The sequence below is a fragment of the Deinococcus aquiradiocola genome (assembly GCF_014646915.1).
GTDB classification, from domain to species: Bacteria; Deinococcota; Deinococci; order Deinococcales; family Deinococcaceae; genus Deinococcus; species Deinococcus aquiradiocola.
This window is the reverse complement of record NZ_BMOE01000001.1, coordinates 615,156-638,524: the sequence shown is the minus strand read 5'-3', so window position 1 is coordinate 638,524 and position 23,369 is coordinate 615,156. Positions and strand designations below refer to the sequence as shown.

At 69.1% G+C, this 23,369-nt stretch carries 22 protein-coding genes; 7 read left to right on the top strand and 15 right to left on the bottom strand.

The features are described from left to right. The first annotated feature begins 4 nt into the window (after positions 1–4). Positions 5–487 (top strand): DinB family protein, encoded by a 483-nt coding sequence (locus tag IEY33_RS02955; RefSeq protein ID WP_188960695.1) that lies wholly within the window; start codon positions 5–7, stop codon positions 485–487. Positions 488–581: 94 nt separating this feature from the next. Here IEY33_RS02955 and dxs read toward each other — a convergent pair whose 3' ends face one another. The 12 genes from dxs to IEY33_RS02895 all read right to left on the bottom strand — a co-directional run bounded on the left by dxs (position 582) and on the right by IEY33_RS02895 (position 15,646). Next, a complete protein-coding gene (gene dxs, locus IEY33_RS02950; RefSeq protein ID WP_188960975.1) occupies positions 582–2,510 on the bottom strand; it encodes a 1-deoxy-D-xylulose-5-phosphate synthase in 1,929 nt (642 codons plus the stop codon). Then, a complete protein-coding gene (locus IEY33_RS02945; protein WP_229670707.1) occupies positions 2,510–3,205 on the bottom strand; it encodes a hypothetical protein in 696 nt (231 codons plus the stop codon). The genes dxs and IEY33_RS02945 overlap by 1 nt, the downstream gene beginning before the upstream one ends. Positions 3,206–3,411: 206 nt before the next feature. Next, complete coding sequence (locus IEY33_RS02940) at positions 3,412–4,104, bottom strand: PspA/IM30 family protein (RefSeq protein WP_188960694.1); 693 nt, start codon at positions 4,102–4,104, stop codon at positions 3,412–3,414. A 239-nt stretch (positions 4,105–4,343) separates the two neighbouring features. After that, positions 4,344–5,429, bottom strand: coding sequence for an NADH:flavin oxidoreductase/NADH oxidase (locus IEY33_RS02935; RefSeq protein WP_188960693.1), 1,086 nt, complete (start codon positions 5,427–5,429; stop codon positions 4,344–4,346). A 148-nt stretch (positions 5,430–5,577) separates the two neighbouring features. Further along, a complete protein-coding gene (locus IEY33_RS02930) occupies positions 5,578–6,519 on the bottom strand; it encodes an ABC transporter permease (protein ID WP_188960692.1) in 942 nt (313 codons plus the stop codon). A gap of 91 nt (positions 6,520–6,610) precedes the next feature. Continuing rightward, entirely contained in the window at positions 6,611–7,648 is a 1,038-nt protein-coding gene (locus IEY33_RS02925) for an ABC transporter permease (protein WP_188960691.1), read from the bottom strand. 222 nt (positions 7,649–7,870) lie between these two features. Continuing rightward, positions 7,871–9,454 (bottom strand): ABC transporter substrate-binding protein, encoded by a 1,584-nt coding sequence (locus tag IEY33_RS02920; RefSeq protein WP_188960690.1) that lies wholly within the window; start codon positions 9,452–9,454, stop codon positions 7,871–7,873. Between the two features lie 374 nt (positions 9,455–9,828). Then, positions 9,829–10,539, bottom strand: coding sequence for an ABC transporter ATP-binding protein (locus IEY33_RS02915; RefSeq protein WP_188960973.1), 711 nt, complete (start codon positions 10,537–10,539; stop codon positions 9,829–9,831). Between the two features lie 46 nt (positions 10,540–10,585). After that, a complete protein-coding gene (locus tag IEY33_RS02910) occupies positions 10,586–11,419 on the bottom strand; it encodes an ABC transporter ATP-binding protein (RefSeq protein WP_268238797.1) in 834 nt (277 codons plus the stop codon). Then, positions 11,416–13,098 (bottom strand): branched-chain amino acid ABC transporter permease, encoded by a 1,683-nt coding sequence (locus tag IEY33_RS02905; RefSeq protein ID WP_188960689.1) that lies wholly within the window; start codon positions 13,096–13,098, stop codon positions 11,416–11,418. Before IEY33_RS02905 ends, IEY33_RS02910 begins: the two co-directional genes overlap by 4 nt. Further along, the gene (locus tag IEY33_RS02900) at positions 13,095–14,069 is read right to left on the bottom strand and encodes a branched-chain amino acid ABC transporter permease (protein ID WP_188960688.1); all 975 of its coding nucleotides are present in this window, start codon (positions 14,067–14,069) and stop codon (positions 13,095–13,097) included. Before IEY33_RS02900 ends, IEY33_RS02905 begins: the two co-directional genes overlap by 4 nt. A gap of 404 nt (positions 14,070–14,473) precedes the next feature. After that, complete coding sequence (locus tag IEY33_RS02895) at positions 14,474–15,646, bottom strand: branched-chain amino acid ABC transporter substrate-binding protein (protein ID WP_188960687.1); 1,173 nt, start codon at positions 15,644–15,646, stop codon at positions 14,474–14,476. A gap of 373 nt (positions 15,647–16,019) precedes the next feature. On the opposite strand from IEY33_RS02895, the gene IEY33_RS02890 reads away from it, so the two are divergent. From IEY33_RS02890 to IEY33_RS02865, 6 genes are all read left to right on the top strand, one after another. Beyond that, entirely contained in the window at positions 16,020–17,483 is a 1,464-nt protein-coding gene (locus IEY33_RS02890; protein ID WP_188960686.1) for an MFS transporter, read from the top strand. A 72-nt stretch (positions 17,484–17,555) separates the two neighbouring features. Beyond that, positions 17,556–18,443: an Ig domain-containing protein gene (locus IEY33_RS02885; protein ID WP_188960685.1), complete on the top strand. Its 888-nt coding sequence runs from the start codon at positions 17,556–17,558 to the stop codon at positions 18,441–18,443. Then, positions 18,440–19,384, top strand: a complete 945-nt coding sequence (locus tag IEY33_RS02880) for a hypothetical protein (protein ID WP_188960684.1) — start codon at positions 18,440–18,442, stop codon at positions 19,382–19,384. Before IEY33_RS02885 ends, IEY33_RS02880 begins: the two co-directional genes overlap by 4 nt. After that, positions 19,381–19,923 (top strand): hypothetical protein, encoded by a 543-nt coding sequence (locus IEY33_RS02875; protein ID WP_188960683.1) that lies wholly within the window; start codon positions 19,381–19,383, stop codon positions 19,921–19,923. The genes IEY33_RS02880 and IEY33_RS02875 overlap by 4 nt, the downstream gene beginning before the upstream one ends. Next, positions 19,920–20,144 (top strand): RNA-binding S4 domain-containing protein, encoded by a 225-nt coding sequence (locus tag IEY33_RS02870; RefSeq protein ID WP_188960682.1) that lies wholly within the window; start codon positions 19,920–19,922, stop codon positions 20,142–20,144. Before IEY33_RS02875 ends, IEY33_RS02870 begins: the two co-directional genes overlap by 4 nt. Positions 20,145–20,224: 80 nt before the next feature. Further along, positions 20,225–20,755 carry a DUF1684 domain-containing protein gene (locus IEY33_RS02865; protein ID WP_188960681.1) on the top strand — a complete coding sequence of 177 codons (531 nt, stop codon included), beginning with the start codon at positions 20,225–20,227 and terminating at the stop codon, positions 20,753–20,755. A gap of 88 nt (positions 20,756–20,843) precedes the next feature. Here the strand turns inward: IEY33_RS02865 and IEY33_RS19425 are convergent, their stop codons facing one another. The 3 genes from IEY33_RS19425 to IEY33_RS02855 all read right to left on the bottom strand — a co-directional run bounded on the left by IEY33_RS19425 (position 20,844) and on the right by IEY33_RS02855 (position 23,332). Further along, positions 20,844–20,969 carry an MFS transporter small subunit gene (locus IEY33_RS19425; protein ID WP_268238796.1) on the bottom strand — a complete coding sequence of 42 codons (126 nt, stop codon included), beginning with the start codon at positions 20,967–20,969 and terminating at the stop codon, positions 20,844–20,846. A 144-nt stretch (positions 20,970–21,113) separates the two neighbouring features. Beyond that, a complete protein-coding gene (locus tag IEY33_RS02860) occupies positions 21,114–22,544 on the bottom strand; it encodes an L-lactate MFS transporter (RefSeq protein ID WP_188960680.1) in 1,431 nt (476 codons plus the stop codon). Positions 22,545–22,807: 263 nt separating this feature from the next. Beyond that, positions 22,808–23,332, bottom strand: coding sequence for a helical membrane plugin domain-containing protein (locus IEY33_RS02855; RefSeq protein ID WP_188960679.1), 525 nt, complete (start codon positions 23,330–23,332; stop codon positions 22,808–22,810). Between the last annotated feature and the right edge of the window lie 37 nt (positions 23,333–23,369).

Genomic DNA, 23,369 nt, shown 5'->3' with positions numbered 1-23,369 from the left:
GAGCATGCCCGGCACCCTGCCCTTCCTGATCGACCAGACGCGCCGGATGCGCGCCGACCTCCTCGCGTCCCTGCAGACCCTCCCGGAACGCGTCCTGCACGCCGCTCCGCCCGAGTACGGCCAGGGCAGCGTCCTGAGCACCCTCACGCACGTCGCCGACTGCTACGGCGGCTGGGTGGGCCGCACCCTGCTGGAAGACGACTGGGACTTCGCTCCGTACCCCGAACCCTTGCCCGAACTCACCGCCCGCTTCGAACGCGTGGACGCCCTGCTGCACCGCGCACTCACCTGCACGCGTATGCAGACCGGCGAGCCCTTCACCGTCACCGGGATGGCTGGAACCACGCGGCAGGTGACGGCACGCTGGCTCGTCCTGCACCCCGTCACCCACGAATTCCACCACAAGGGGCAGGTCGTCACGCTGCTGCGTCAGCAGGGATACCCGGTCACCGTGGACCTCGACCTGCCCCCGCCCGGCGGCTGGTGACCGGAGGCCAGGCAACGTCACCGTGCGCAGACAGGGAACAGGGAAGTGGCCGCCAGCAACTCTCGCGGCGGCCTCCCGAAGGTGTGAAGCGGTGTTATACGCCGAGCGGCACGTCCACGCCCAGCTCGGCCAGCACGGTACGGATCGCCTGCGCGTCGATGCCGCTGCGGGCGTGCACGCGCTCCACCGTCGCGTGCTCCTGGAACTCGTCTGGGATGCCCAGCACCCGCACCGGCACCTGCACGCCCCACGACGCGAGCGCCTCCAGCACCGCCGCGCCGAAGCCGCCGACCACGGTGTTGTCCTCGACTGTCACGATGGCGCGCGCACGCGACGCGATGTCCCGCAGCATGGCCGTGTCGAGCGGCTTCACGAAACGGGCGTTCACGAGCCCCACGCCCGGCAGGTCGTGCAGGGCCGCCTCGGCGTACTCCAGCGCCTTGCCGCCCGCCAGGACCACCACGTCGTCCCCGGCCTGCAGGCGCTCCCACGTGCCCCACTGCAGGTCCGGCCACGCGTTCGCGGGGGCCTTGAGGGTGTCGCCGCGCGGGTAACGGATCGCGACCGGCCCGCCCACCCGCATCGCTTCCTTCAGCATGCCGCGCAACTCCAGCGCCGTGCGCGGCAGACCGATCCGGACGTTCGGGATGCTGCGCATGAAGCTCAGGTCGAAGACGCCGTTGTGCGTCGCGCCGTCCGCGCCGACCACGCCGCCCCGGTCGATGGCGAACACCACGTCCAGGTCCTCGATCGCCACGTCGTGCAGCACCTGATCGTACGCGCGCTGCAGGAACGTGCTGTAGATCGCCACGACCGGCTTCAGGCCCTGCAGGGCCATCCCGGCGGCGGCCGTCACGGCGACCTCCTCCGCGATGCCCACGTCCAGATAGCGGTTCGGGTGCGCCTGACTGTACCCGACGAGGCCCGATCCCTCGCGCATGGCGGGCGTGATCACGTACGCGCGCGGGTCCTGACGGCTGAGTTCCGTCATGGCCTCCCCGAACGCCGCGCTCCAGCTCTGCCGCACGGGCGCGCCTGCCGGGGCGGCCGCGCCGGGCACGCTCTGACCGGTCGCCGGGTCGAAGCGGCTGGGGCCGTGCCACTTGATGGGGTCCTCCTCGGCGTACGCGAGGCCTTTGCCCTTGCGCGTCACGACGTGCAGGATGGTCGGCCCGTCCAGCTCCACGAGGCGCTCCATCAGGTACACGAGTTCCTGAATGTTGTGCCCGTCCACCGGCCCGACGTACCGCACGCCCATCGCCGCGAAGGGATTGATGCTGGCCGGGTCGAAGAAGTGCCGCGTGCTGGACTTGGCGCGGCTCATGAAGTCCGACAGCGGGCGGCTCACGGCATTCAGGGCCTTCTTGCTGGCCCCCTCGCCCTCCTGGAACCACTTCTGGACCTGCAGGGTCCGCATGAACTTGCTCATGGCGCCCACGTTCTCCGAGATGCTCATCTCGTTGTGGTTCAGCACGATCAGCATGCGCCGCCCCGTGTCCCCGATGGTGTTCAGCGCGGCGAGCGCCATGCCGCCCGTCAGGGCGCCGTCCCCGATCACGGCGGCCACCTTGTAGTCCTGCCCGAGCGCGTCGCGGGCGGTCGCCATGCCGAGCGCGTTGGCGAGACTGGTGCTGGCGTGCCCGACCGTGATCGCGTCGTGCGGAGACTCCGTCACCTTTGTGAAGCCGCTCAGGCCGCCTTCCTTCTTGATGGTCGGCATCTGCGCGCGGCGGCCCGTCAGGAGCTTGTGCGCGTACGCCTGGTGCCCCACGTCGAACAGGATGCGGTCACGGGGGCTGTTGAGCACGTAGTGCAGCGCCACGATCAGGTCCGTGGCGCCCAGGCTGCTCGCGAGGTGCAGGCCGCCCGGCGCGGCGAGCTGCACGATCTCCTGCCGCAGTTCGGCCGCCAGGGCGGGGAGCTGGTCGCGCCGCAGCTTCTTCAGGTCGTCGGGCGAGTCGATGGTGTCGAGCAGCGGGGTGCTGCTGCCCGGCAGCTGGGGTTTTTTCGCGTCTGCGGTCATCATTGCCCTCCCGTGAAGTTGCGGTCGGTGAGCAGCAGGCCCTCGGGCGTGCGCACGTCCCCGACGTACGGCGTGAACCACTCCTCCTGCGAGCGCGGGAACAGCCCGCCGACCGTGTCCGTGATCTGACGGTTCACGACCCACACGCGGTACGACCGCCCGCGGATCGTGACGTCCCGCTGGTCGAGGACGCGGTAACTGTAGTTGACCTTGCCGGACGTGTTCGTCAGGCCGTCGTCGGACTGCACGGCGATGTTGCTCTCCCCGGACCACGCGAGGCCCACCCGCCACGCGTCGACGGGCGGGAGCTCCTGCCACGGCGGGTCGAGCCGCACGCTCAGGCCCGGCTTGCGGAACCCGAGCAGCTGCGAGCCCTGCGCGGACATCAGGTGGTAACTCGTCTGCTGCGCGCCGCGCCCCGTGAGCGTGAACGTCTGCGCCTGCACGTTCCCGAACAGGGACGGGCCGGTGGCGCGCAGCACGTACGGCACGCCGCCCGCGTCCTCGCCGTCCGGGAGGTACGTCCAGGCGAGGCCCGCCTCGGACGGGTAGAACGACACCCGGCTCACGCTGGTGCTGGCGGTCACGGGCGCCTCCTGCTTCTGCTGTGTGGGGGCGCAGGCGGCGAGCAGGAGCGGCAGCAGCAGCGCGGGCAGCCGCCCGGACAGGACGGCGGTAGGACGACGGGCTCTCATGCGCAAGAGCATAGCGGGAAACGCGCCGACGGAATGTCAAAACGCATGAAGTTCCCTCCATTTCTCACGCGCGAATCGGCCCACGTCGCCACAGCCATGCGAATCACTCCACGCCCCCCGGACGCTCCCGGCACCCGTCCCGCGCCGCGTCCAGACAAACACCGGGGGGGTGCACGCAGGCACCCCCCCGGTTCATGTGCGGCGCGTCAGGAAGTGCTGCCGTTCCCGCCGGGCGTGCCGCCCTGCACCTTGGCCTTCAGGGCCGCCAGTTCGTCGTCGAGGGTCTTGTCGCGGCCCAGGTTCTTGAGCTGCGCGTCGATGTCGCCCTCCTCGCGCAGCTGCGCGGAGGCGTTGTTGCGGTCCTCCATGGCGGCCACCTTGCGCTCCATGTCGTCGAAGGCGCCCATCGCGCCGCCCGCCTTGTCGAAGCCGCTGGCCTTCTCGAGCGTGCCGGACGCCTGCGCGGTCTGCGCGCGCGCCGCGAGCAGCTGACGGCGAGACTCCATCTCGTCGATCTTCGCTTCGAGCGCCCGCAGCTGCGTCTTCAGGCTGTCCACCGTGACGGACGTCGTCTTGAGCTGCGCGGCGAAGCCCTCCGCGAGATCCGTGTGGTTCTGCTTGCGGCGCAGCGCCTCACGGGCGAGGTCCTCGCTGCCCGCACGGAGGGCCTGTTCGGCCTTCTCGCCGTACTCGGCGGCCAGCTGCCGGTTGGTGTTCGACTCGCGTTCCAGCTTCGCGGCCTGCGCCATGGCGCCCGCCACCTCGCTGCGAGCCTCGCTGTACGCCTCGCGCATGTCGAGCAGCGTCTGGTCGATGATCTTGGTGGGGTCCTCCGCCTTGCCGATCAGGTCGTTGACGTTGGCGCGAATCAGGCGGGACAGACGGTCGAGAATGGTCATGGAAAACCTCCGGGAACAGTGGATGGACGGGTCAGGTGGGCGGACGGCACGGCGAAAACGGCACGGTAAACTTCGGAACTGCGCGCTGAGGACTGTACCGCCATCGTACCCGCTTCCGCTCCTCCACGGCAGGATAATGCGGCGCGCGCCGCCCCACGTCATTGTGTGAACCGCATTCGGGGAACGTCAGGGCTCCATGAAGGCGGGCGCCCTCCCCGTTCTCCCTGCCGGAGTGCGACCTACCAGCGGACGGCGCGCGCGTACTGGTCCGGCACGGGAATGCGCGTCCCCAGCTCGTGCGCGGCCCGCTGCGGCCACCTCGGGTCGCGCAGGAATTCCCGCGCGAGCGCCACGAGGTCCGCGTGGCCCGCCGCCAGCACCTCCTCCGCCTGCAGGGGCTCGGTGATCATGCCGACCGCCATGGTCGTCATGCCCGTCTGAGCCCGGACCGCCTGCGCGAACGGCACCTGATACCCTGGCCCCACCTGAATCTGCTGCGCGGACGTCAGACCGCCGCTCGACACGTCCAGCACGTCCACGCCCACCTCCATCAGCAGCCGCGCGAGCTGCACCGTCTCGTCCAGTGTCCACCCGCCCTCCGCCCAGTCGGTGGCGCTCACGCGCACGAACACCGGCAGGTGCGACGGGAACGCCTCACGCACGGCGCGGCTCACGTCCACCACCAGCCGCACCCGGTTCTCGAAACTCCCCCCGTACTCGTCCGTGCGGGAGTTCGAGAGCGGCGACATGAACTGGTGCAGCAGGTACCCGTGCGCGGCATGCACCTCCACCACGTCGAAGCCCGCCATGAGGGCGCGTCGCGTCGCCGCCACGAAATCCGTCACGACCTTCGCGATGTCCTCGCGCGTCATTGCGGTCGGCACCGGGTACGCGCTGCTGTACGGCTGGGCGTCCGGCCCCAGCACCGTCCACGCGCCCTGCTCGTCCGGCACGGCGCCCGACCCGCGCCACGGGGACCACGTGCTCGCCTTGCGGCCCGCGTGTGCCAGCTGCACCCCGATCAACGCGCCCTGCGTGTGCGCGAAATCCACGACGTGTCCCAGCCCCGCGATGTGATCGTCACTCCAGATGCCCAGGTCGTCCGGCGTGATGCGTCCTTCCGGACTCACGGCCGCCGCTTCCGTCAGGATCAGGCCCGCGCCGCCCAGCGCGAAGCCGCCCAGGTGCGCGAGATGAAAGTCGTTCGCGAAGCCGTTCTTGGCGCTGTACATGCACATCGGCGACACCACGATCCGGTTCGGGACGGTCAGGCCGTGCAGTTTCAGGGGCTTGAACAGGTGCGGCGTGCTCGTGGCATCGGTCATGACGGCACTGTATGGACGCGGCCGCCCGGCAACTGTGCCGCGCGCCGCACCCCCACCGCACCTCAAGAAAAGGTTCAGGGCACCCCGTCATGGAGTGCCCCGAACCGGTCTGCTTTTCGCTGCGCGCTGCGCTTACTGGGTGCTGCGTTTACTGGGTGCTGCGCGGGTCGAGCACGTCACGCAGGCCGTCGCCGAGCAGGTTGAAGCCCAGCACCGTGAACAGGATCGCGAGGCCCGGGAAGATCATGGTCCACGCGGCGGACGTGTAGTACTCGCGGCTGTCGGACAGCATGGTGCCCCACTCGGGGTTCGGCGGCGGCACGCCCAGCCCCAGGAAGCCCAGCGCGGCCGCCTCGATGGTCGCCGTGGCGATGCTGAGCGCGCCCTGCACGATCAGCGGCGAGAGGCTGTTCGGCAGGACGTGCCGGTACAGCATGCGGCCGTTCCCGGCACCGAGCGCCCCGGCCGCCTGCACGAACTCCCGCTCGCGGACACTGAGGACCACGCTGCGCGTGAGGCGCAGGTACAGCGGCACCTGTGGGATGCTGACGGCCAGCATGACCGTGTACAGTCCCGGCAGGTTGCTGATGCTGGCGATGCCGATGGCGATCAGGATGCTCGGGAAGGCCAGCAGCACGTCCGTGACGTACCCGAGCGTGCTGTCGAGCAGCCCGCCGAAGTACCCGGCGAGCAGGCCGAGCACGCTCCCGATCACGAGCGCGATGGCGGTCGCCACGATCCCGATGATCAGGCTGACGCGCGCGCCGTGCCAGACGCGCACGGCCACGTCACGCCCGAGGTTGTCGGTCCCGAAGATGTGCCGCCCGTAATCCACCTTGCCGCTCACGGGGTCCGTGTACTTGGCGGCGGCGTCCTTGTCCCACACTGCGGACACGCTGGGCGGCGCGAGCCGGTAGCGGTAATCGAGGTCGCGGCTCGCGTCGTAGGGGTGCAGGATCGGGGCGAGGACCGCGGCGATCACGAACACCAGCACCATCACCGCGCCGATCTTGCCGGGCGTGCTGCGCCGAAAGCGTTTCCAGAAGACGTTCTGCTGGGCGCGGCGGGCGGGCTGGACGGTGGCCGTCATGCCTCACCTCCCGCGCGCGAATGGTGGTGCATGGGGACTCCCTGTGCGGCCGGGGCGCGGCGCGCGTGCCCGGCGGGCTTGGCGTGCGCGTTCATCGGTACTGGATCCTCGGGTCGAGGAGGGCGTAGCTGAGGTCCACGAGCAGGTTCACGACGCTCACCACGAGCGCCGCGAAGATCACGCCGCCCTGGATGACGGGGTAGTCGCGGCCCGAGATCGCGTCGTACAGCCACGAGCCGAGGCCCGGCCAGCTGAAGATCGTCTCGGTGAGGACCGCGCCGCCCAGCAGCAGGCCCGTCTGCAGGCCGATCACGGTCACGACCGGCAGCAGCGCGTTACGCAGCGCGTGCTTCAGCGTCACGATGCGCGGCGCGAGGCCCTTCGCCTTCGCGGTCCGCACGTAATCCTGCCCGAGCACCTCCAGCAGCGAGCTGCGCGTGATGCGGGCCGTGATCGCCATGGGGATGCTGCCGAGCGTGATGGCGGGCAGCACGAGGTGCTGCAGGGCGTTCAGGCTCACGTCGAGCCGCCCGCGCAGCAGGCCGTCCAGCACGTACATGCCCGTGACGGGCTGGATGTCCAGGCCGGTTGAGAGGCGCGCGCTGGGCGGGAACCAGCCGAGCACCACCGCGAAGAAGTAACTGAGCAGCAGGCCCAGCCAGAAGACCGGCATGCTCACGCCGAGCAGGCTGATGGTCGTCGCGAGGCTGTCCCAGGCACTGTTGCGGCGCAGGGCCGCCAGGATGCCCGCCGGGAGGCCCACGATCAGCGCGAAGAACATCGCCGCGAGCGACAGTTCGATGGTGGCCGGGAAGCGGTTACGCAGTTCGTCGGAGACGGGAATCTGCGATTTCTGACCCTTGTCGAGGTCGCCGTGCAGGACCTTGTTCAGGTACCGGGGGTACTGCGCGTCGAAGAGGTGCGCGGGGTCCTGCACGTTCAGGAACCAGGGTTTGTCCAGGCCGAGCTGCTTGGTGAGGCGCGCGACGGACTCGGGGTTGGCGCGCTCACCGAGGATCGCGGTGGCCGGATCGCCGGGCAGTGCGCGCACGAACGCGAACACCACCACGCTGATGCCGAGCAGCACCAGCAGGGTTCGCCAGAGGCGGCGAAGTACGAAAACGCCCAAGAGAGGCTCCTTTGATACGGATTCCGATTGAATCCTATGGGGTGTGCGGGTTCAGTCCGAGTGGAACGAGAAGGAAAGAGACGCGTTCCGGGGGAAGAACGGACAGGCGGTGCAGTCCAGACGGTCCGGGAACGGCCGGGAGGGGAGGGGGCAGGCGACAGCCCCCATCATGTCGAATGACGGGGGCTGCGCGTGACCGGGGTCAGGAACCCGTGACCGGGGTTACTTCTTGCCGACGAGGATGATGCGGTTGAACGCCTCGCTGCCCAGCGGGCTGGGCACCCAGTTCTTGACGTAGCTGCGCGACGCGGCGAGCGGCTGGCTGTGCACCATCGGGATGCGGAACGCGGCCTTGTAGGTCAGCTCGTGCAGCTGGCTGTACACCTTGGCCTTGTCGGCCTGGGTGAGGGCGGCGCGGCCCTGCTCCAGCAGGTTCTGCAGCGAGGCGGGGTTGTAGTTGATGTCGTCGCTGGCGTTCGCGCCGTAGTACGCGCCGTAGAAGTTGTCCGGATCACCGTAGTCGCCCGTCCAGCCGATCATGTACATGTCGAAGCCGGGCTCCTTGTTGCGGTCCTGCAGGTACTTGGCCCAGTCCTCGGTCTTCAGGTTGACCTTCACGCCGATGGCGGACAGGTCGGCCGCGATCGCTTCCGCGATGGGCTTGGGGGTGGGGAAGTACGGGCGGCTGACGGGCATGTACCACAGGTCCACGCTGAAGCCGTTGGCGTACCCGGCGTCGGCGAGCATCTTCTTCGCGGCGGCAGGGTCGTACTTGTAGTCGCTGGGCACGTCCTTGCTGTTCGCCCAGCTCATGACGGGCGGCAGGAAGCTGGAGTTGCTGACCGCGAGGCCGTTCCAGAAGGCCGCCGCGATCTCCTTCTTGTTGATCGCCATGCTGAGCGCCGTGCGGACCGCCTGCTTCGCCAGGATGGGGTTCTTGTTGTTCATGCTCACGAAGCCGACGTTGAAGCTGGGCTTCAGGACGGCCGTCAGGTTCCGGTCGCTCTTCACGGCGTTCAGGGAGTCGGGCGTCAGGTCGGACGTGAAGTCGATGGTGCCGGCCTTCAGTTCGTTCAGGCGCTGCGAGGCGTCCTTGATGCTGCGGATCACGAGCGTGTCCACGCGGGGCTTCGGACCCCAGTACGCGGTGTTCGCCTTCAGCGTCACGGCGTCACCGGTCTTCCAGCTCACGAAGCTGAAGGGACCCGTGCCGACCGGGGTGCTGGCGGGCGTGCCGTACTTCGCGCCCTGCGCCTTGATGGCGGTGGGGCTGGCGATGCCGAAGTACCCGCTGCCGATCACGACGGGGAACACGCTGTTGCCGCTGTTCAGGTCGAAGCGCACGGTGCTGTCGTCCACCTTCACGATGCTCTTGATGACGGCCGTCTTGTCGCCCTTGAAGCCGCCGAGCAGGTCGCCCATGATCTCGAAGGTGCGGCCCTGGTCACGGAAGCCGTTCGGGTCCTTGGCGTCCCAGAACCTGTTCCAGTTGAAGACCACGGCGTCCGCGTTGAAGGGCGTCCCGTCCTGGAACTTCACGCCCTGACGCAGCTTGAAGGTCCAGCTGGTCGCGTCGGCGTTGCTCTTCCAGCTCACGGCGAGGCCGGGCACGGGATCGGTCGTGCCGTCCTTGAAGTCCACGAGGGTGTCGTAGATCTGGCGCTGCACGGTGATGCTGATGCCGTCCGTGATGTTGCCGGGCTCCAGGCTGACGGGCTCGCCGTTGCCGCCGTACACGAGCGTGGCGGCCGAGGCGCTGCCCAGCATGGACGCTCCCAGAAGTGCGGTCAGAACGTATTTCTTCATGTCTTCCTCCAATCCTTGAAGTGATGATGCGGGACAGCGGCGGACCTCATGATCCGCGAACGTCCGCCTGGGCTGACCCGGACGGAGAAGATCGTTCCCGCTGTTGACCGCGACGTGAGCATGAGCCGAAGGACACCGGACCGACATAAGTCTGAGATGAAAGGACATCTACAGCACAGTTAACGCTGGGAACTAGAGTAGGGCGCTCCCCATGACGTGTCAACCGAAAGGTTGCAGCACGTTTTCAGGACCGGTCGCACCCGCGCACCCGTCACAGACGGAACGCCCGGAATCCCGCCCCGCCGCCCCCAAGTAGAGGGCAGGAACAGGATTCCGGGCCGGAACTGTCGGACGCCTGGCGTGCGCGGTGAGGCTCAGTCCTCGCCGAGGTACGCCTTGCGGACGCTCTCGTTGCTGGCGATCTCCGCCGCCGGGCCCTGCAGGCGGATCTCGCCCGTCTGCAGCACGTACGCGCGCTTCGCGATGCCGAGCGCCATGCTGGCGTTCTGCTCCACCAGCAGGATCGTGGTGCCGCGCTCGCGGTTCAGGCGCTCCACGATGTCGAAGATCGTCTCCACGAACAGCGGCGACAGCCCCATGCTCGGCTCGTCCAGAAGCAGCAGTTTCGGCGCGACCATCAGGGCGCGCGCGATGGCGAGCATCTGCTGCTCGCCGCCGGACAGCGTCCCGCCGAGCTGCTTCTCGCGTTCCCGCAGGCGCGGGAAGAACTCGAAGCCCTCCTCGATGCGGCTCTGGATCACGGCGCGGTCCGTGACGGTGTACGCGCCGATCTCCAGGTTCTCGCGCACCGTCAGCTGCCCGAAGATGCGGCGGCCTTCCGGCACGTGACTCATGCCCTGCAGCATGATCTGGTCGGGCCGCACGCCCGCGATGTCCTTGCCCAGGTAGCGGAGCGTGCCGCTCTTGGGGCGCTGCATGCCGGAAATGGTGCGCAGCGTAGTCGTCTTGCCCGCGCCGTTGCCGCCGATCAGCGCGATGATCTCGCCCTGCATGACGTCCAGCGTGATGCCTTTGAGCGCGTGGATGTGACCGTAGTACGTGTGGATGTCCCGCAGCTCCAGCATCGGCGTGCCGGTGCCGCTCACGGGGCTGCTCTGCGTTCCGGGGGTGTCAAGCACTGGCCCCTCCTTCCTGTTTGCCGTACTCGCCGGCGGCGGCGCCGCGGCCGAGGTACGCTTCCATGACCTTGGGGTTGTTGCGGATGACGTGCGGGAGGCCCTCGGCGATCTTGGTGCCGTAATCCAGCACCGTGATGTGCTCCGACAGGGTCATCACGAGGCGCATGTCGTGCTCGATCAGCACGACCGTCACGCCCAGGTCGTCACGCACCGCGCGGATCAGTGCCTTGAGGTTCTCCGTCTCGCGCGGGTTCATGCCGGCGGCCGGTTCGTCCAGCAGGATCACCTTGGGGTTCGTGGCGAGCGCGCGCGCGATCTCCAGGCGGCGCTGGTCGCCGTACGGGAGGCTGGTGGACAGCTCCTGCGACTGGCGTTTCAGGCCCACGAAGTCCAGCAGCACCTGCGCGGCCTCGCGGGCGCTGTCCTCGTCCTCCCGGAAGCGGCGCGTGCGGAACAGCGCGTCCACGTACCCGGCCTTGAGGCGCGGGTGGCGGCCCACCAGGATGTTTTCCTCGGCGGTCATGGACGCGAACAGGCGGATGTTCTGGAAGGTGCGCGCGATGCCGGCCCCCGTCACCTGATCGGGGCGCAGGCCCACGAGGTCCGTGCCGTCCAGTTCGATGACGCCGCTGTCCGGTTCGTAGATGCCGGTGATCATGTTGAAGAAGGTCGTCTTGCCCGCACCGTTCGGTCCGATCACGGACACGATGCTGGCGCGCGGCACCTCGAGGTCCACGCTGTTCACGGCGAGCAGGCCGCCGAAGGTCTTGGTCAGGCCCCGGACGCTCAGGACGCTGCCTTTGGGGTTGGGGGTCAGGGCGCTCACTGTTTGCCTCCGGTGCGCTTGTCTTCGCTGCGTGGGGACAGGCCGGGCGAGCGCACGTCCGGCATGCCGGTCGCGCCTGTGCCGAGCGCGCCGCCCTGCGCGCCGTCCACGTTCAGGCTGTCGTCTGCGGGGTCGGTGTCGTCGTTCTCGTGCATCATCAGGCGCTGGCGCGTGCTGGGCAGCAGGCCTTCCGGGCGGAACAGCATCATCAGCACGAGCACCAGACCGAACAGAAGGCGGTTGTACTTGGCGGGGTCGAGGTTGCTGTTCAGGCCGGGGAAGCTCGACTGGATGGTTTCGGACAGGCCCGGCAGGACCGACAGGTTGATCCACGTGACGACGACCGCGCCCAGGATCACGCCCGCGATGTTGCCCATGCCGCCCAGGATCACCATGGTCAGCACCCCGATGCTCTGGAAGTAACTGAAGCTCTCCGGCGAGATGAACTGCTGCTTGGCGGCGAACACGACGCCCATCACGCCCGCGAAGCTCGCGCCGGTCGCGAAGGCCAGGATCTTGGTGCGGACGAGCGGCACGCCCATGGCCTGCGCGGCGAGCTCGTCCTCACGGATCGCGACCCACGCGCGCCCGATGTTGCTGTTGCCGAGTCGGACGTTGACGGTGATGACGACCGCGATCACGGCCAGCACCAGGAAGTACAGGAAGAACAGCTTGAACTGCTCCGGCTGGAACTTCAGGCTGCCCGCGATGCTGTCGAGCCACGGTGCGGGCGCTGTCGTGATGCTCGTGATGCCCTGCGGTCCGTTCGTGTACTTGGTCATGTTGTTCGCGAAGACGCGGATCACTTCACCGAGACCCAGCGTCACGATCGCGAGGTAGTCGCCCTTCAGCTTCAGGACCGGCAGGCCGATCAAGACGCCCACGATGGCGGCCGCCGCGACGGCCAGCACGATGAACAGCCAGAAGAGGTTCGGGTTCACGCCGTTCGCGAGCGACACGAGGGCCGCCGCGTGCCCGCTGTAGTAGCTGGTGATGGCCGCGTTGACGAGCGTCGCGACGAACACCAGGGCCGACACCACCCCGATCACCACGAGCGTCACGGCCACGGCACGCGCGAGTCGCTGCGGGCCCTTGGGCTTCATGGCGCCGGGGTGCGCCCGGTCGATGCCTTTCATCCAGGCGTACCCGGCTGCGCCGACCACGGCGAGCAGCAGCGGCGCCAGCCACGCCGTGACGGTGAGCGGCGTGTACGGCAGGTCGGACTTCACGATCTGCTGGAACTGCCCGCTGCCGAACACGCCCCACAGGTACGCGCCCACCGCGAAGAACGCCACGTACCCCAGGTCGAGCAGGCCCGCTTGGCCCACCACGATGTTCAGGCCCAGCGCGAGCGCCGCGAAGATGCACATCTGGATGGCGAGGTCGAAGTACGAGCCGTTCAGGCGGCCGATGTCCGGAATGATCACGAGCAGGGCCGCCACCGCGATCACGAGCTTCACGACCGTGTTCGCGCGCCACTGGAAGGCGAGCAGCAGACTGCCGAGGAACAGCAGGAACAGCGAGGACGTGATCACGGCCGGGAACTTCACGCCCGGCACGAGGTCACCGAGCGCCAGGAACAGCAGGAGCGCCGTGACGACCGTGTAGATCACGAGCGGCACGGTCCGGTCCGGCGCGCCGGGACGGGCTTTCTTGGGGAGCAGGGGAGACGCGGTCATACTTTCTCCGTGGTGTTCCGGCCGAGCAGACCGGACGGTTTGAAGATCAGGATCACGATCAGGGCGATGAACGCGCCGACGTCCTTGTACTCAGCCTTGATGGCGCCCAGGAACGCCAGTTTCGGGAAGACGCTCCCGAAGATCGAGATGACGCCCAGGAAGTTCTCGATGAGGCCCAGCACCAGCCCGCCCAGCACCGCGCCGGGAATGCTGCCGATGCCGCCCAGCACGGCCGCGCTGAAGGCCTTGATGCCGGGAATGGTGCCGCTGTACGCGTTGAGGTTCGGGAACTTCATGGCGAACAGCACGCCGCCCACTCCGCCGAGCGCCCCGCCGATGGCGAAGGTCAGCGCGATCATGCGGTTGCTGTCGATGCCCATCAGGCCCGCCGTGACGCGGTCCTGCGCGACGGCGCGAATGGCGCGGCCCACGCGGCTGTGGTTCACGAGGCGGTTCAGGCCGAACAGCATCACGGCGCCCACCACCAGCAGGATCAGGTCCTTGACCTGGATGCTCACGCCGAGCGGCTGGAAGGGGAGCGGCTGGTTGAAGGCGGTGGGGACGTTCACGGCCAGGTCGAAGCGGCCCTGCAGGCCCTCGAAGAGGCGCAGCAGGTCCTGCAGGATGAACGACACGCCGATGGCGGAGATGAGCGGCACGAGTTTCGGCGCGCTGCGCAGCGGCCGGTACGCGAGGCGCTCGATGAGCACGTTCAGCAGGCCCGACACGATCATGGCGACCACGAGGGCGATCACGAGGATCAGGTACGGGTTGAGGCTGGTGGGCGTGAGGACGCGGAACACCTCGTAGCCGACGATGGCGCCGGTCACGAACACTTCCGAGTGCGCGAAGTTGATGAGCTGCAGGATGCCGTACACCATGGTGTACCCGAGCGCGATGATGGCGTACAGGATGCCCAGCAGCAGCCCGTTGACCAGCACGCTCGACAAGACGGGAAGAACAATATCCATAGCTGACCTCTGGGACGGTGGGGTGCGGGCGGGGGGCCGGACGTGGCTGGCGTCCCCACGGGACCGGACGGGTGAGTCGGGCGACGAGCCGCAAATCCCTGTTCTGATGAATGGAGGAACCCGGCTTCGGGGGCGGGTCGGTCTGAAAACGGGCCAGGTGCCTCACGACGGGCGATGTGTCCGTCAGGCCGGTGGTCACGGGGGGCCAGCGAACCGGAAGGGGAATCCGGTGGACGGAAGGCCGACGAAACGGCGGGGTCCGGAAACAGGCGGGGTCGTGCGAAAAGGGTGACGCTGAACGGGGGGCGCCTCAGCATACGCAGTGGGCGCGGGACCTGCAAAGGTCGGGGGCGGGCCGGGTGCTTTACGCCTCCGGCCCGCCCCCGTGTGAAGAGTTTGGGCGATTACTGCTTGTTGACTTTCACCGTGACGGTGCCGGCGGTGCTGAAGTCCAGCTTGTTGCTGGCGTCGTTCTTGACCTGGATGATGTACATCTTGGCGCTGGTGCGGTCACCGATGCTGTTGAAGTCGATGGCGCCAGTCAGCAGGCCGGTCGTGATGTTGGTCTTGCGGATGGCCGTCTCGACCTGCGTGCGGGTGGGGAGCTTGTTGCCGTTGGCCTTGATGGCGTTCAGGACGCCGGTGATGACGACCTTGGCGCTGTCGTAGCCCATGATGCCGAAGCCCGCGAGTTCCTTCTTGTACGCGGCCTTGTAGCGGCTGGCGAGGACGCGCGCGGTCGGCACGGCGTTCAGGGGCGGCGCGACGGTGGTGAAGTAGATGTCCTTGGCGCCCGCGCCCGCGAGGGTCAGCAGGTCGGGGCTGTCGTAGCCGTCGCCGCCCATGACTGGAATGGTGATGCCCTTCTCGCGCAGCTGCTTGGCGAAGGGGCCGACCTGGCCGTACAGGCCGCCGAAGTAGATCGCGTCGGGGCGCAGCGCCTGGATCTTGGTGATGATGCTGGAGAAGTCGCTCTTCTCCTCGGTACCTTCCGAGGCCACGATGGTCGTGCCCTTGGTCTTCATGAAGGCTTCGGCGGCGTCCGCGAGGCCCTGGCCGTAGGGGGTCTTGTCGTTCAGGACGTAGACCTTCTTGGCCTTGAGGGTGTTGACGAGGAAGTCCGCGCCGGCGGGGCCCTGCGAGTCGTCGCGGGCGCAGATGCGGTTCATGTTGGCGAGGCCGCGGTCCGTGACCTTGGGGTTGGTGTTGGCGGGCGACACGATGGCGACGTGGCTGGGGGCCAGCACTTCGCTGCTGGGGATGACGACGCCCGAGTTCAGGGTGCCGACCATCGCGAGGATGCTGTTGTCGGCCGCGATGCGGCGGGCGTTGGCAGTGCCGGTGGTGGGGTCGCCCTGGTCGTCGTACGCGACGAACTGCAGGTCGAAGCCCAGCGCCTTGAAGGCCGCCTTGTTGTCCTTGATGGCCAGTTCGGTGGCGTTGCGGATCTGGAGGCCCAGGTCGCTGCTGCCGCCGGAGAGAGGGGACATGCTGGCGATCTTGATGACGGTGGCGGCATGGGCGCCGCCCATGCTCAGAGCGCCGAGGGTCAGGATGGAAAGACCGAGTTTCTTCATGAAGCCTCCGAAAGGTCCTGCACTGCCAAAACTCCTGCGTCACCGCTGTCTGCGGTGATTCGCCTTAGAGATGCCGCATTGTAAGGAGGTCTTGAGGAGAAGTCAATGTACTTTTCATGTCTAGTCCGGCAACAATCAGGAGTAAAAAGTTGTTTATACGGCGTTACATTGCCATGAAAACGTTTCAGAGGGCAATTCGTTGCAAGTGGCCTGTTCTTGGGCGCCCCACACGTGCCCTCCCCCCCAGAAATGAAGACCACTCCCACCAAAACGTCATGGCCGTGTCAGCCACGCCGCTGTTCCCGCCACACGGACACCCGCCGCACCACACCTCACCACCATTCCACACGCGCCACGCCGCTATCCTGACCGCATGAACGGGGCAAGAAGCGACGCCGGACCCCACAGCGCGGCCCGGCCCACACCAGACACGCCACCGGACCCGGAGCCGGACGCCCGGCCCACCCACCAGGGCGCGCTCGGCGCCGCCCGAGCGTGGAAGGAACGCACCTTCCACGCCCTGCGCTGGCCGCACTTCCGCCGGTACTGGCAGTCGCAGATGCTCAGCCTCGTCGGCAGCTGGATGCAGACCACCGCCCAGTCCTACCTCGTGCTGGAACTCACGAACAACAACAGCGCCGCCCTCGGCTGGGTGACCGTCGCGCAGTTCACGCCCAGCCTCCTGCTGTCCCTCTTCGCCGGGGCCGTCATCGACCGCGCCCCGCGCCGCCGCATCCTGCTCGCCACCCAGAGCGTCCTGATGGTCACGGCCCTCGTGCTCGCCGTCACCACCCACCTCGGCGTCGTCACGCTGCCGCTCGTCATGGTCCTCGCCTTCGTGAGCGGCATGGCGAACGCCTTCGACATGCCCGCCCGCCAGACCCTCGCCTCGGACTTCGTGCCGCGCGAGGACTTCGCGAACGCCGTCGCGCTCAACAGCCTGTCCTTCAACGTGTCTCGCACGCTCGGGCAGGCGGTGTTCGGCGTGGTCGCCGCGCTCGGCGTCACTCTGCTCGGCGGCGGCAACGCCGACAACCTCGCCCGGCTCGCCGTGCCCTTCTACCTCAACGTCGCGTCCTTCGTGGTGGTGCTGTGGGTCATCGCGACCCTCCCGTTCCCGCCCCGCGAGACGGGTGGCCGCCCCGCCGTCCTCACCGACATCGCCGAGGGCCTGCGCTACGTGCGCCGCACGCCCAGCATCCGCAACACCCTCATTCTGCTCGGGCTGCTCAGCCTCACCATCATCAACTTCAACGTCATCATCCCGTACTTCGCCCGCGCCGTGTACGGCCTGCGCGAGGCGGGCTTCGGCTTCCTGAACGCGTCGTTCGGGGTGGGCGCCATGATCGGCGCGCTGTGGCAGGCCAGCAGACCCAACCCCCTGCGGAACCTGCGGCTCGGTGCAGTCCTGCTCCTCGCGTCCGGTCTCGCGCTCGCCGTCGCGCCGGGAGGCGTGATCGCGGCCGCCGTCCTCGCCTGCTGCGGCTTTGCCATGCTGACGTTCCTCATCTCTGCCAACAGCAGCGTGCAGCTCACCGTCCCGAACGCCCTGCGCGGCCGCGTCATGAGCCTGTACTCGCTGGTGCTCGTCGGGTCCGCCCCGCTCGGCGCGATCATCTCCAGCAGCATGATCGCGCAGGGCGGCCCGCTCGGCCCGAAATGGGGTCTCGCCGCGCTCGCCGGCGTGGCGGGCGTGTGCGTGCTCGCCCTGTGGCGGCACCTGCCGCGCACCCTGCCCCCCCAAACCCTGCCCCCACAGGCCCAGCCCCCTGCCTCCCAGCTGCCCGCTCAGGCCACGCCCGGCAGCCGCACCCTCCCCGCACAGCCGGGCGACTGACCCGGCAGGCCAGGGCCGGGCCACGCCGCCCTCCCCTCATACCTCCCCACGCAACGCTGCGTACACTGAGGCATGTCACCTGTACGCCTCGTCCTGCCGGCGGCCGCGCTGGGCCTGCTCCTGAGCAGCTGCGGGTCCACCACCACCTCCACCAGCAGCACCAGCACGAAGGACGCCCTGTACTTCTCCAGCACGAACGCGCCCGTCGCGTACGTCGGCGAGCCCTTCACCACCCAGGTCGCCGTGTCGGGCGGCGTCGGCCCGTACTCGCTGCGCGTCGTGAACGGCAAACTGCCGGACGGCCTCACGCTCAGCAGCACCACCCTCAGCGGCAAGCCCACCCGGGAGGGCCTGTACACCTTCACGGTCGAGGTGTCCGACGCGGCCCTGTCGACCAAGACGCAGTCCATGACCCTCAACGTCACGGCCCTCCCGCCGCTCAGCCTCGCGTTCACGCTCCCCACCAGCGAGATCAGGGGCGAGACGCGCCTCCCGCTCACCGTGACCGCGCCCCGAGCGATGCGCGCCTTCCGCCTGCAGTGGACGCTGCCGGACGGCGTGACCGTCACCCGCGTCACGCCCGCCGACAACCGCGCCGTCGCGTACTGGAAGGTCACGGGCCGCACCCTCACGCTCGATATGGGCTTCCGGACGCCCGTCGCGACCGGGGATCGTGTGGCGCTCGTCAGCGTGTCGCCCGCCCGGCCCCTCACGCTCGCCGCGCCCGTCCTCGGGTACACCGCCATCGGCGGGGACGGCCAGAGCCTCGCCCGCGTGGCACTCCCCACCCCCACGCCCGCCACTCCTGCGCCCGTGACGACGCCCGCCGGGACGGGGCAGGGGACAGGCACGGCCGCTCCGGGCAGCACGCCCGCCACCACGCCGACCACCACACCCGCAGGCACCACACCGGCAGGCCCTCAGCCCGTCACCCCACCCGCCAGCGGGAGCGGCAAATGAACCGCCCTCTCAGGCTCGCCCTGTCCCTCACGCTGCTGCTGAGCGCGACGCCCGCCCGCGCCACGACCTTCACGTCCCTCACGCTCGCCCAGCAGGCCCGCAAGGCCGACGTGATCGTGCAGGCCACCATCGGCACGCCCACCAGCGTCACCGAGGCGGGCAACACCTACGCCGTGTACCCGCTCAAGGTCAGCGAGACGCTCGCCGGGGACGCCGCCATGCTCCCCCAGACGGTCGGTGCGCAGAACGGCGACAGCCCCGCCCTGTTCGTCCTGAGCGGCGTGGACCGCGCGCCCGTCTTCCAGTTGGGGCAGGAAGTCGTGCTGCTGCTCTACAAGGGCCGCCTCGACAGTCCGCTCGTCGGGTACAACCAGGGCGCGTACCTCGTGGACAACGGGACCGTCAGCGTCCTGTTCCCGCCCCTCCAGCCCGGCGCGGCCCAGCCGGTGCCATTCCAGTCGGGGCCGGTCCAGTCGGGGCCCGTCTCACCTGCGAACACCACCGTGCCTGCTCCGAACAGCCCGGCCGCGACCACACCAGTCACGACCACGCCCGTCACCTCGGCCACGACCGTCCCGGCGAACACCCCTCCGGCCACGGTCGGCACGGCGGCCCCGACCACGCTGCCCGCCTCCAGCCCGGACGTGCCGGGCGGCGTGACGGTCCCGCCCACCACGGTCCCGCAGCCGTCCACCGCCACCCAGCCATCTACCACCCTGCCGCCCGTCACTCCTCCGGGCACGACACCGGCAGACTCCATCCCGGTCCCGGCCCCCGCGGTCACCGCCGCGCCGACGCTCTCCCCGCCCGCCGGTACGAACACGCCCGGCGCGACAGGCGGCACCGTCACCGCCAGCCCGGTGGCCGCCGGCGTCCTGGGCAGCATCCGCACGCCCGCCGAACTCAAAGCCGCGATCGTGGCCGCCCGGAGCGCCAGATGAACCGCCACCTCCGCACCCTGCTCCTCACGCTGCCGCTGCTCTCCACGTCCGCCGCGAACGCCATCAACGTCAAACTGCGCCCGCAGTCCACGCAGATCGAAGCGGTCGTCCTCGACACCCTCAAACGCCTCTCCAGCAGCACCCTCACCCTCACCCTCGACAAGACGGGCGGCCCCATCCTCGTGCTCGCCGCGCCCGGCAGCGTCCCCTTCAACCCGGACGTGTCGGCCCGCACCCTGACCGTCAACGGCGAGAGCCGCACCGAATTCAACCCGCAGGGCCCCGTCCCCCTGAAGGACGCAGTGGAGGCAGAACTGCAGCGCCAGCTGGGCCTCGTCGCCCTGACGCCCGAAGCGGCGCAGCTGCGGTACTCCGGCGCGGACCTGAACGCGGACGGCACCATCGACACCGCCGACCTCGCCCTCCTGATGGGAAACTTCGGGCAGAGCGGCGCGAACATCCGGGGCGACCTCAACAGCGACGGCCACGTCGACGACCTTGATCTGCGCCTGTTCAGCGCCCAATATAAGCTGCCATGACCCAAGACCAGACCCCCGCCCGACCCGCCCCCGCGGACGTCATCGACCTGCAGGACTACCTCAAGCTCGCCGGACTGGTGGACACGGGCGGCGAAGCGAAGTACCTCATCCAGAGCGGCGAGGTCCGCCTGAACGGCGAGGTCGAAACGCGCAGGCGCAAGAAGATCCAGCGTGGCGACCGCGTCAAGCTGGACGGCCAGGAACACGTCGTCGACTTCTGACCCGGGGGCTGTACCCACCGCGTCCTCGCTTTGAGACGCGCGTGCCGGACGCCCGGGGCCGGGTGTGCCACACTCGGGGCATGACCGACGCGCAGCATGCCCTCACCGACTACCGGCGCCGCAAGGACGCCTTCTTCGCCAGCGGTCGCGGCCCCATCCGCCCGCCGCACCTGGAGACCTTCACGGGCCTCTCGTACTACCCGGCCGCGCCTGAACTCGCGTTCCAGCTGCCCGTCACGCGCACCGAGGGCGTGAGCGTGACCCTGCAGACGACGACCGAGGAGGAACGCGAACTGCAGGCCTTCGGGACGGTGGACGTGCCCTTCCCGGACGGCGTGCACACCCTCACGCTGTACGCACAGCCGGGCGAGGAGACGCCCGCCGGACTGTTCCTGCCGTTCCGCGACGCGACGAGCGCGCACGAGACGTACGGCGCGGGCCGGTACATGGACGTGCCGACCTTCGCGCGGGACGGGGACGTGTGGGTGAGCCTGGACTTCAACCTCGCGTACCACCCGTACTGCGCGTACGGGGACGGCTGGGCGTGCCCGCTGCCCCCGGCAGGGAACTGGCTGCCCCTGCCGGTCCGGGCCGGCGAACGCCTCCCCTGAAGGCGGACTGGCCGCGCCCCGGCCGGAACAGCAGCGAGGGCCGCCCGGATCGTGGGCGGCCCTCGCTGCATCGGGGGGGCGGGCGTGGTCAGCCGAACAGCTGCACGACCTTGAGGAGCGTCTGCCACAGCGCCCACAGGATCGGGAGGATCACCACGATCCAGGCGAGGGCCACGACGGAGGCCGGGGTACGGGTCGGGGAGGCTTGCGTCATCGGAACTCCTGGGGGGCCACCCGGGGGCGGCCGTGAGGGGGGAGAGTCATGCGCGTCCCGGGTGTTGAACGGAACGCGCCCCTGTCCTGCTCGGTTGGGCCGGATGAACCCCGCACACACGGCGGCAACTCATCCGCGCCTGAATCAGTCGTGCGCGGCGCCGGGCGTGGCGCGTGCCCGGTCGATCTGGTCGGGCGTCGCCCAGTGGCGTTCCGCGACGGGCCGCACGAGCAGGTTCGCGACGAAGCCCAGCACCAGCAGGCCCGCCAGGATGTAGAACACGCTGTCGTACGCCAGTTCCGGCTTCACGCCCGCGTCCTTCTGCGCCTGGCTGATGCCGGTCAGCACCTGCGGGCCGACGATCGCGGCAGCACTCCACGCGAGCAGCAGCCGTCCGTGAATGGCGCCCACGTTGAGCGTGCCGAACATGTCGCGCAGGTACGCGGGAATGGTGGCAAAACCGCCGCCGTACATGCTGATCACGACGCAGAACGCCGCGACGAACAGCGGCAGGCTCCCGGAACGCCCGAAGGTGGGGATGAGGACGAACAGCACGGCGCCCAGCGCGAAGAAGATCATGTACGTGGCCTTGCGGCCGATGCGGTCACTGGTGCTGCTCCAGAAGAAGCGGCCCGCCATGTTGAAGATGCTGAGCAGGCCCACGAAGCCCGCCGCCGCGGCAGCCGTGACGCCTGCACCCGCGCCCCGTACCGCGTCGCCGAACACGTCCTGAATCATGGGGCTCGCCTGGCCGAGCACGCCGATCCCGGCGGACACGTTCAGGAACAGCACCGCGAACAGCAGCCAGAACTGCGGGGTGCGCATGGCGCCGTCCACCGTCACGGCGTGCGAGGTGATCATGGCGTTCCCGCCGCGCGCGGCGGTGGGCGTCCAGCCGTCGGGCTTCCAGTCGTCGGCGGGCACGCGGACGAGGAAGGTGCCGAACATCATCAGGATGAAGTACAGGACGGCCATCGTGACGAACGTCGGGACGATGCCGAAGTTGCCGTACCCCTGGCCGGTGTAGTGCGTCATGAGGGTCGTGCCGAGCGGACTGCCGAGCAGCGCGCCGCCGCCGAAGCCCATGATGGCCATGCCGGTCGCGAGGCCCGGCCGGTCCGGGAACCACTTGATGAGGGTGCTGACAGGGGAGATGTACCCCAGGCCCAGGCCGATGCCGCCCAGCACGCCGTTGCCGAGAATCACGAGCCACAGCTGGTGGCCGGACACGCCGAGCGCCGCGACGAGGAAGCCCGCGCAGAACAGCAGGGCGCTGGTGAACATGGTGCGGCGCGGCCCGACGCGCTCCACCCACTTGCCGAACAGGGCGCTGCTGCACCCCAGGAAGAACAGCGCGACGCTGAAGATCAGGCCCACCTGGAAGACCGTCCAGTCGCCGGGGGCGGGGTCGGCCTTGACGTTGCCGCTCAGCAGGTGTGCGAGCGGTTTGTTGAACACGCTGTACCCGTAGATCTGGCCGATGGAGAGGTGCACGGCGAGAGCGGCGGGCGGGACGAGCCAGCGTGAGTAGCCGGGCGGGGCGATGGTGTTCTGCCGGTCGAGAAACGAAGCCATGAAACCTCCTGCAGATCCGGGCGGGCCTGCTGTACAGCACGCAATTTTATTGTTCGACGTTAAGTTAGCATTCCGTGCGGACGCCCCGAGTGAGAAGATGAGCGCAGCTCACAATCCCTGAAGAAAGCCTCAAGGTCCACGCCCCACCGGCAACCGCTGCCCGCCCACCAGCCCCGATCTGCGCGCCGCGACAGAGCAGGGGCCGCCGGGCGTCACGCTGCGTCAGCGTCTCCCGGCGGCCCTCCCCGCATCCCGTCAGGGGATCAGCTGCGGTTCTTGTTGCGCTCCTCGTTCGGTTTGCGCTGCGCTTCCGTCTCCTGCGTCTCGCCGCGCGAGTCACGCAGCGCCCGCCCGAAGCCCTTCAGCGTGCCGAACAGGGCGCCCAGCGCCACCTGCACGTCCCGGTCGCGCAGCAGGCCCATCAGTTCACCCAGGCCCACGCCCTCGCCCTTCTGGACGCGGCGCGCACCCTCGCTCACGCCCTGCGTGGCGGCCCGGCCGAGCGCGCCGATGGCGTCCGGGTCGAGTTCCGACACGGTGCGGCCCACCTCCAGCAGGTTGCGCAGCAGGCGCGTGCTGCTGTCGCCTTCCAGCACGTGCAGGCTCTTGCCGACGAGGCCCTCGCTGCCCCGCACCAGTTTCACGAGCGTCTCGAGGACGTGATGTTCATGCAGTTCCTGCAGCAGCGCGAGCGCCTCGATGAGGGCGTCGCTGCTCTCGTGCTGCGCTTCCGCGAGCCGCTCGGCGGGGGTCGGGACGCGCGGCGTGTACGTCAGTCGTTCGGCCATGGGGTTCCTCCAGGTGGGCGGGGGCACGGTGCGGCCC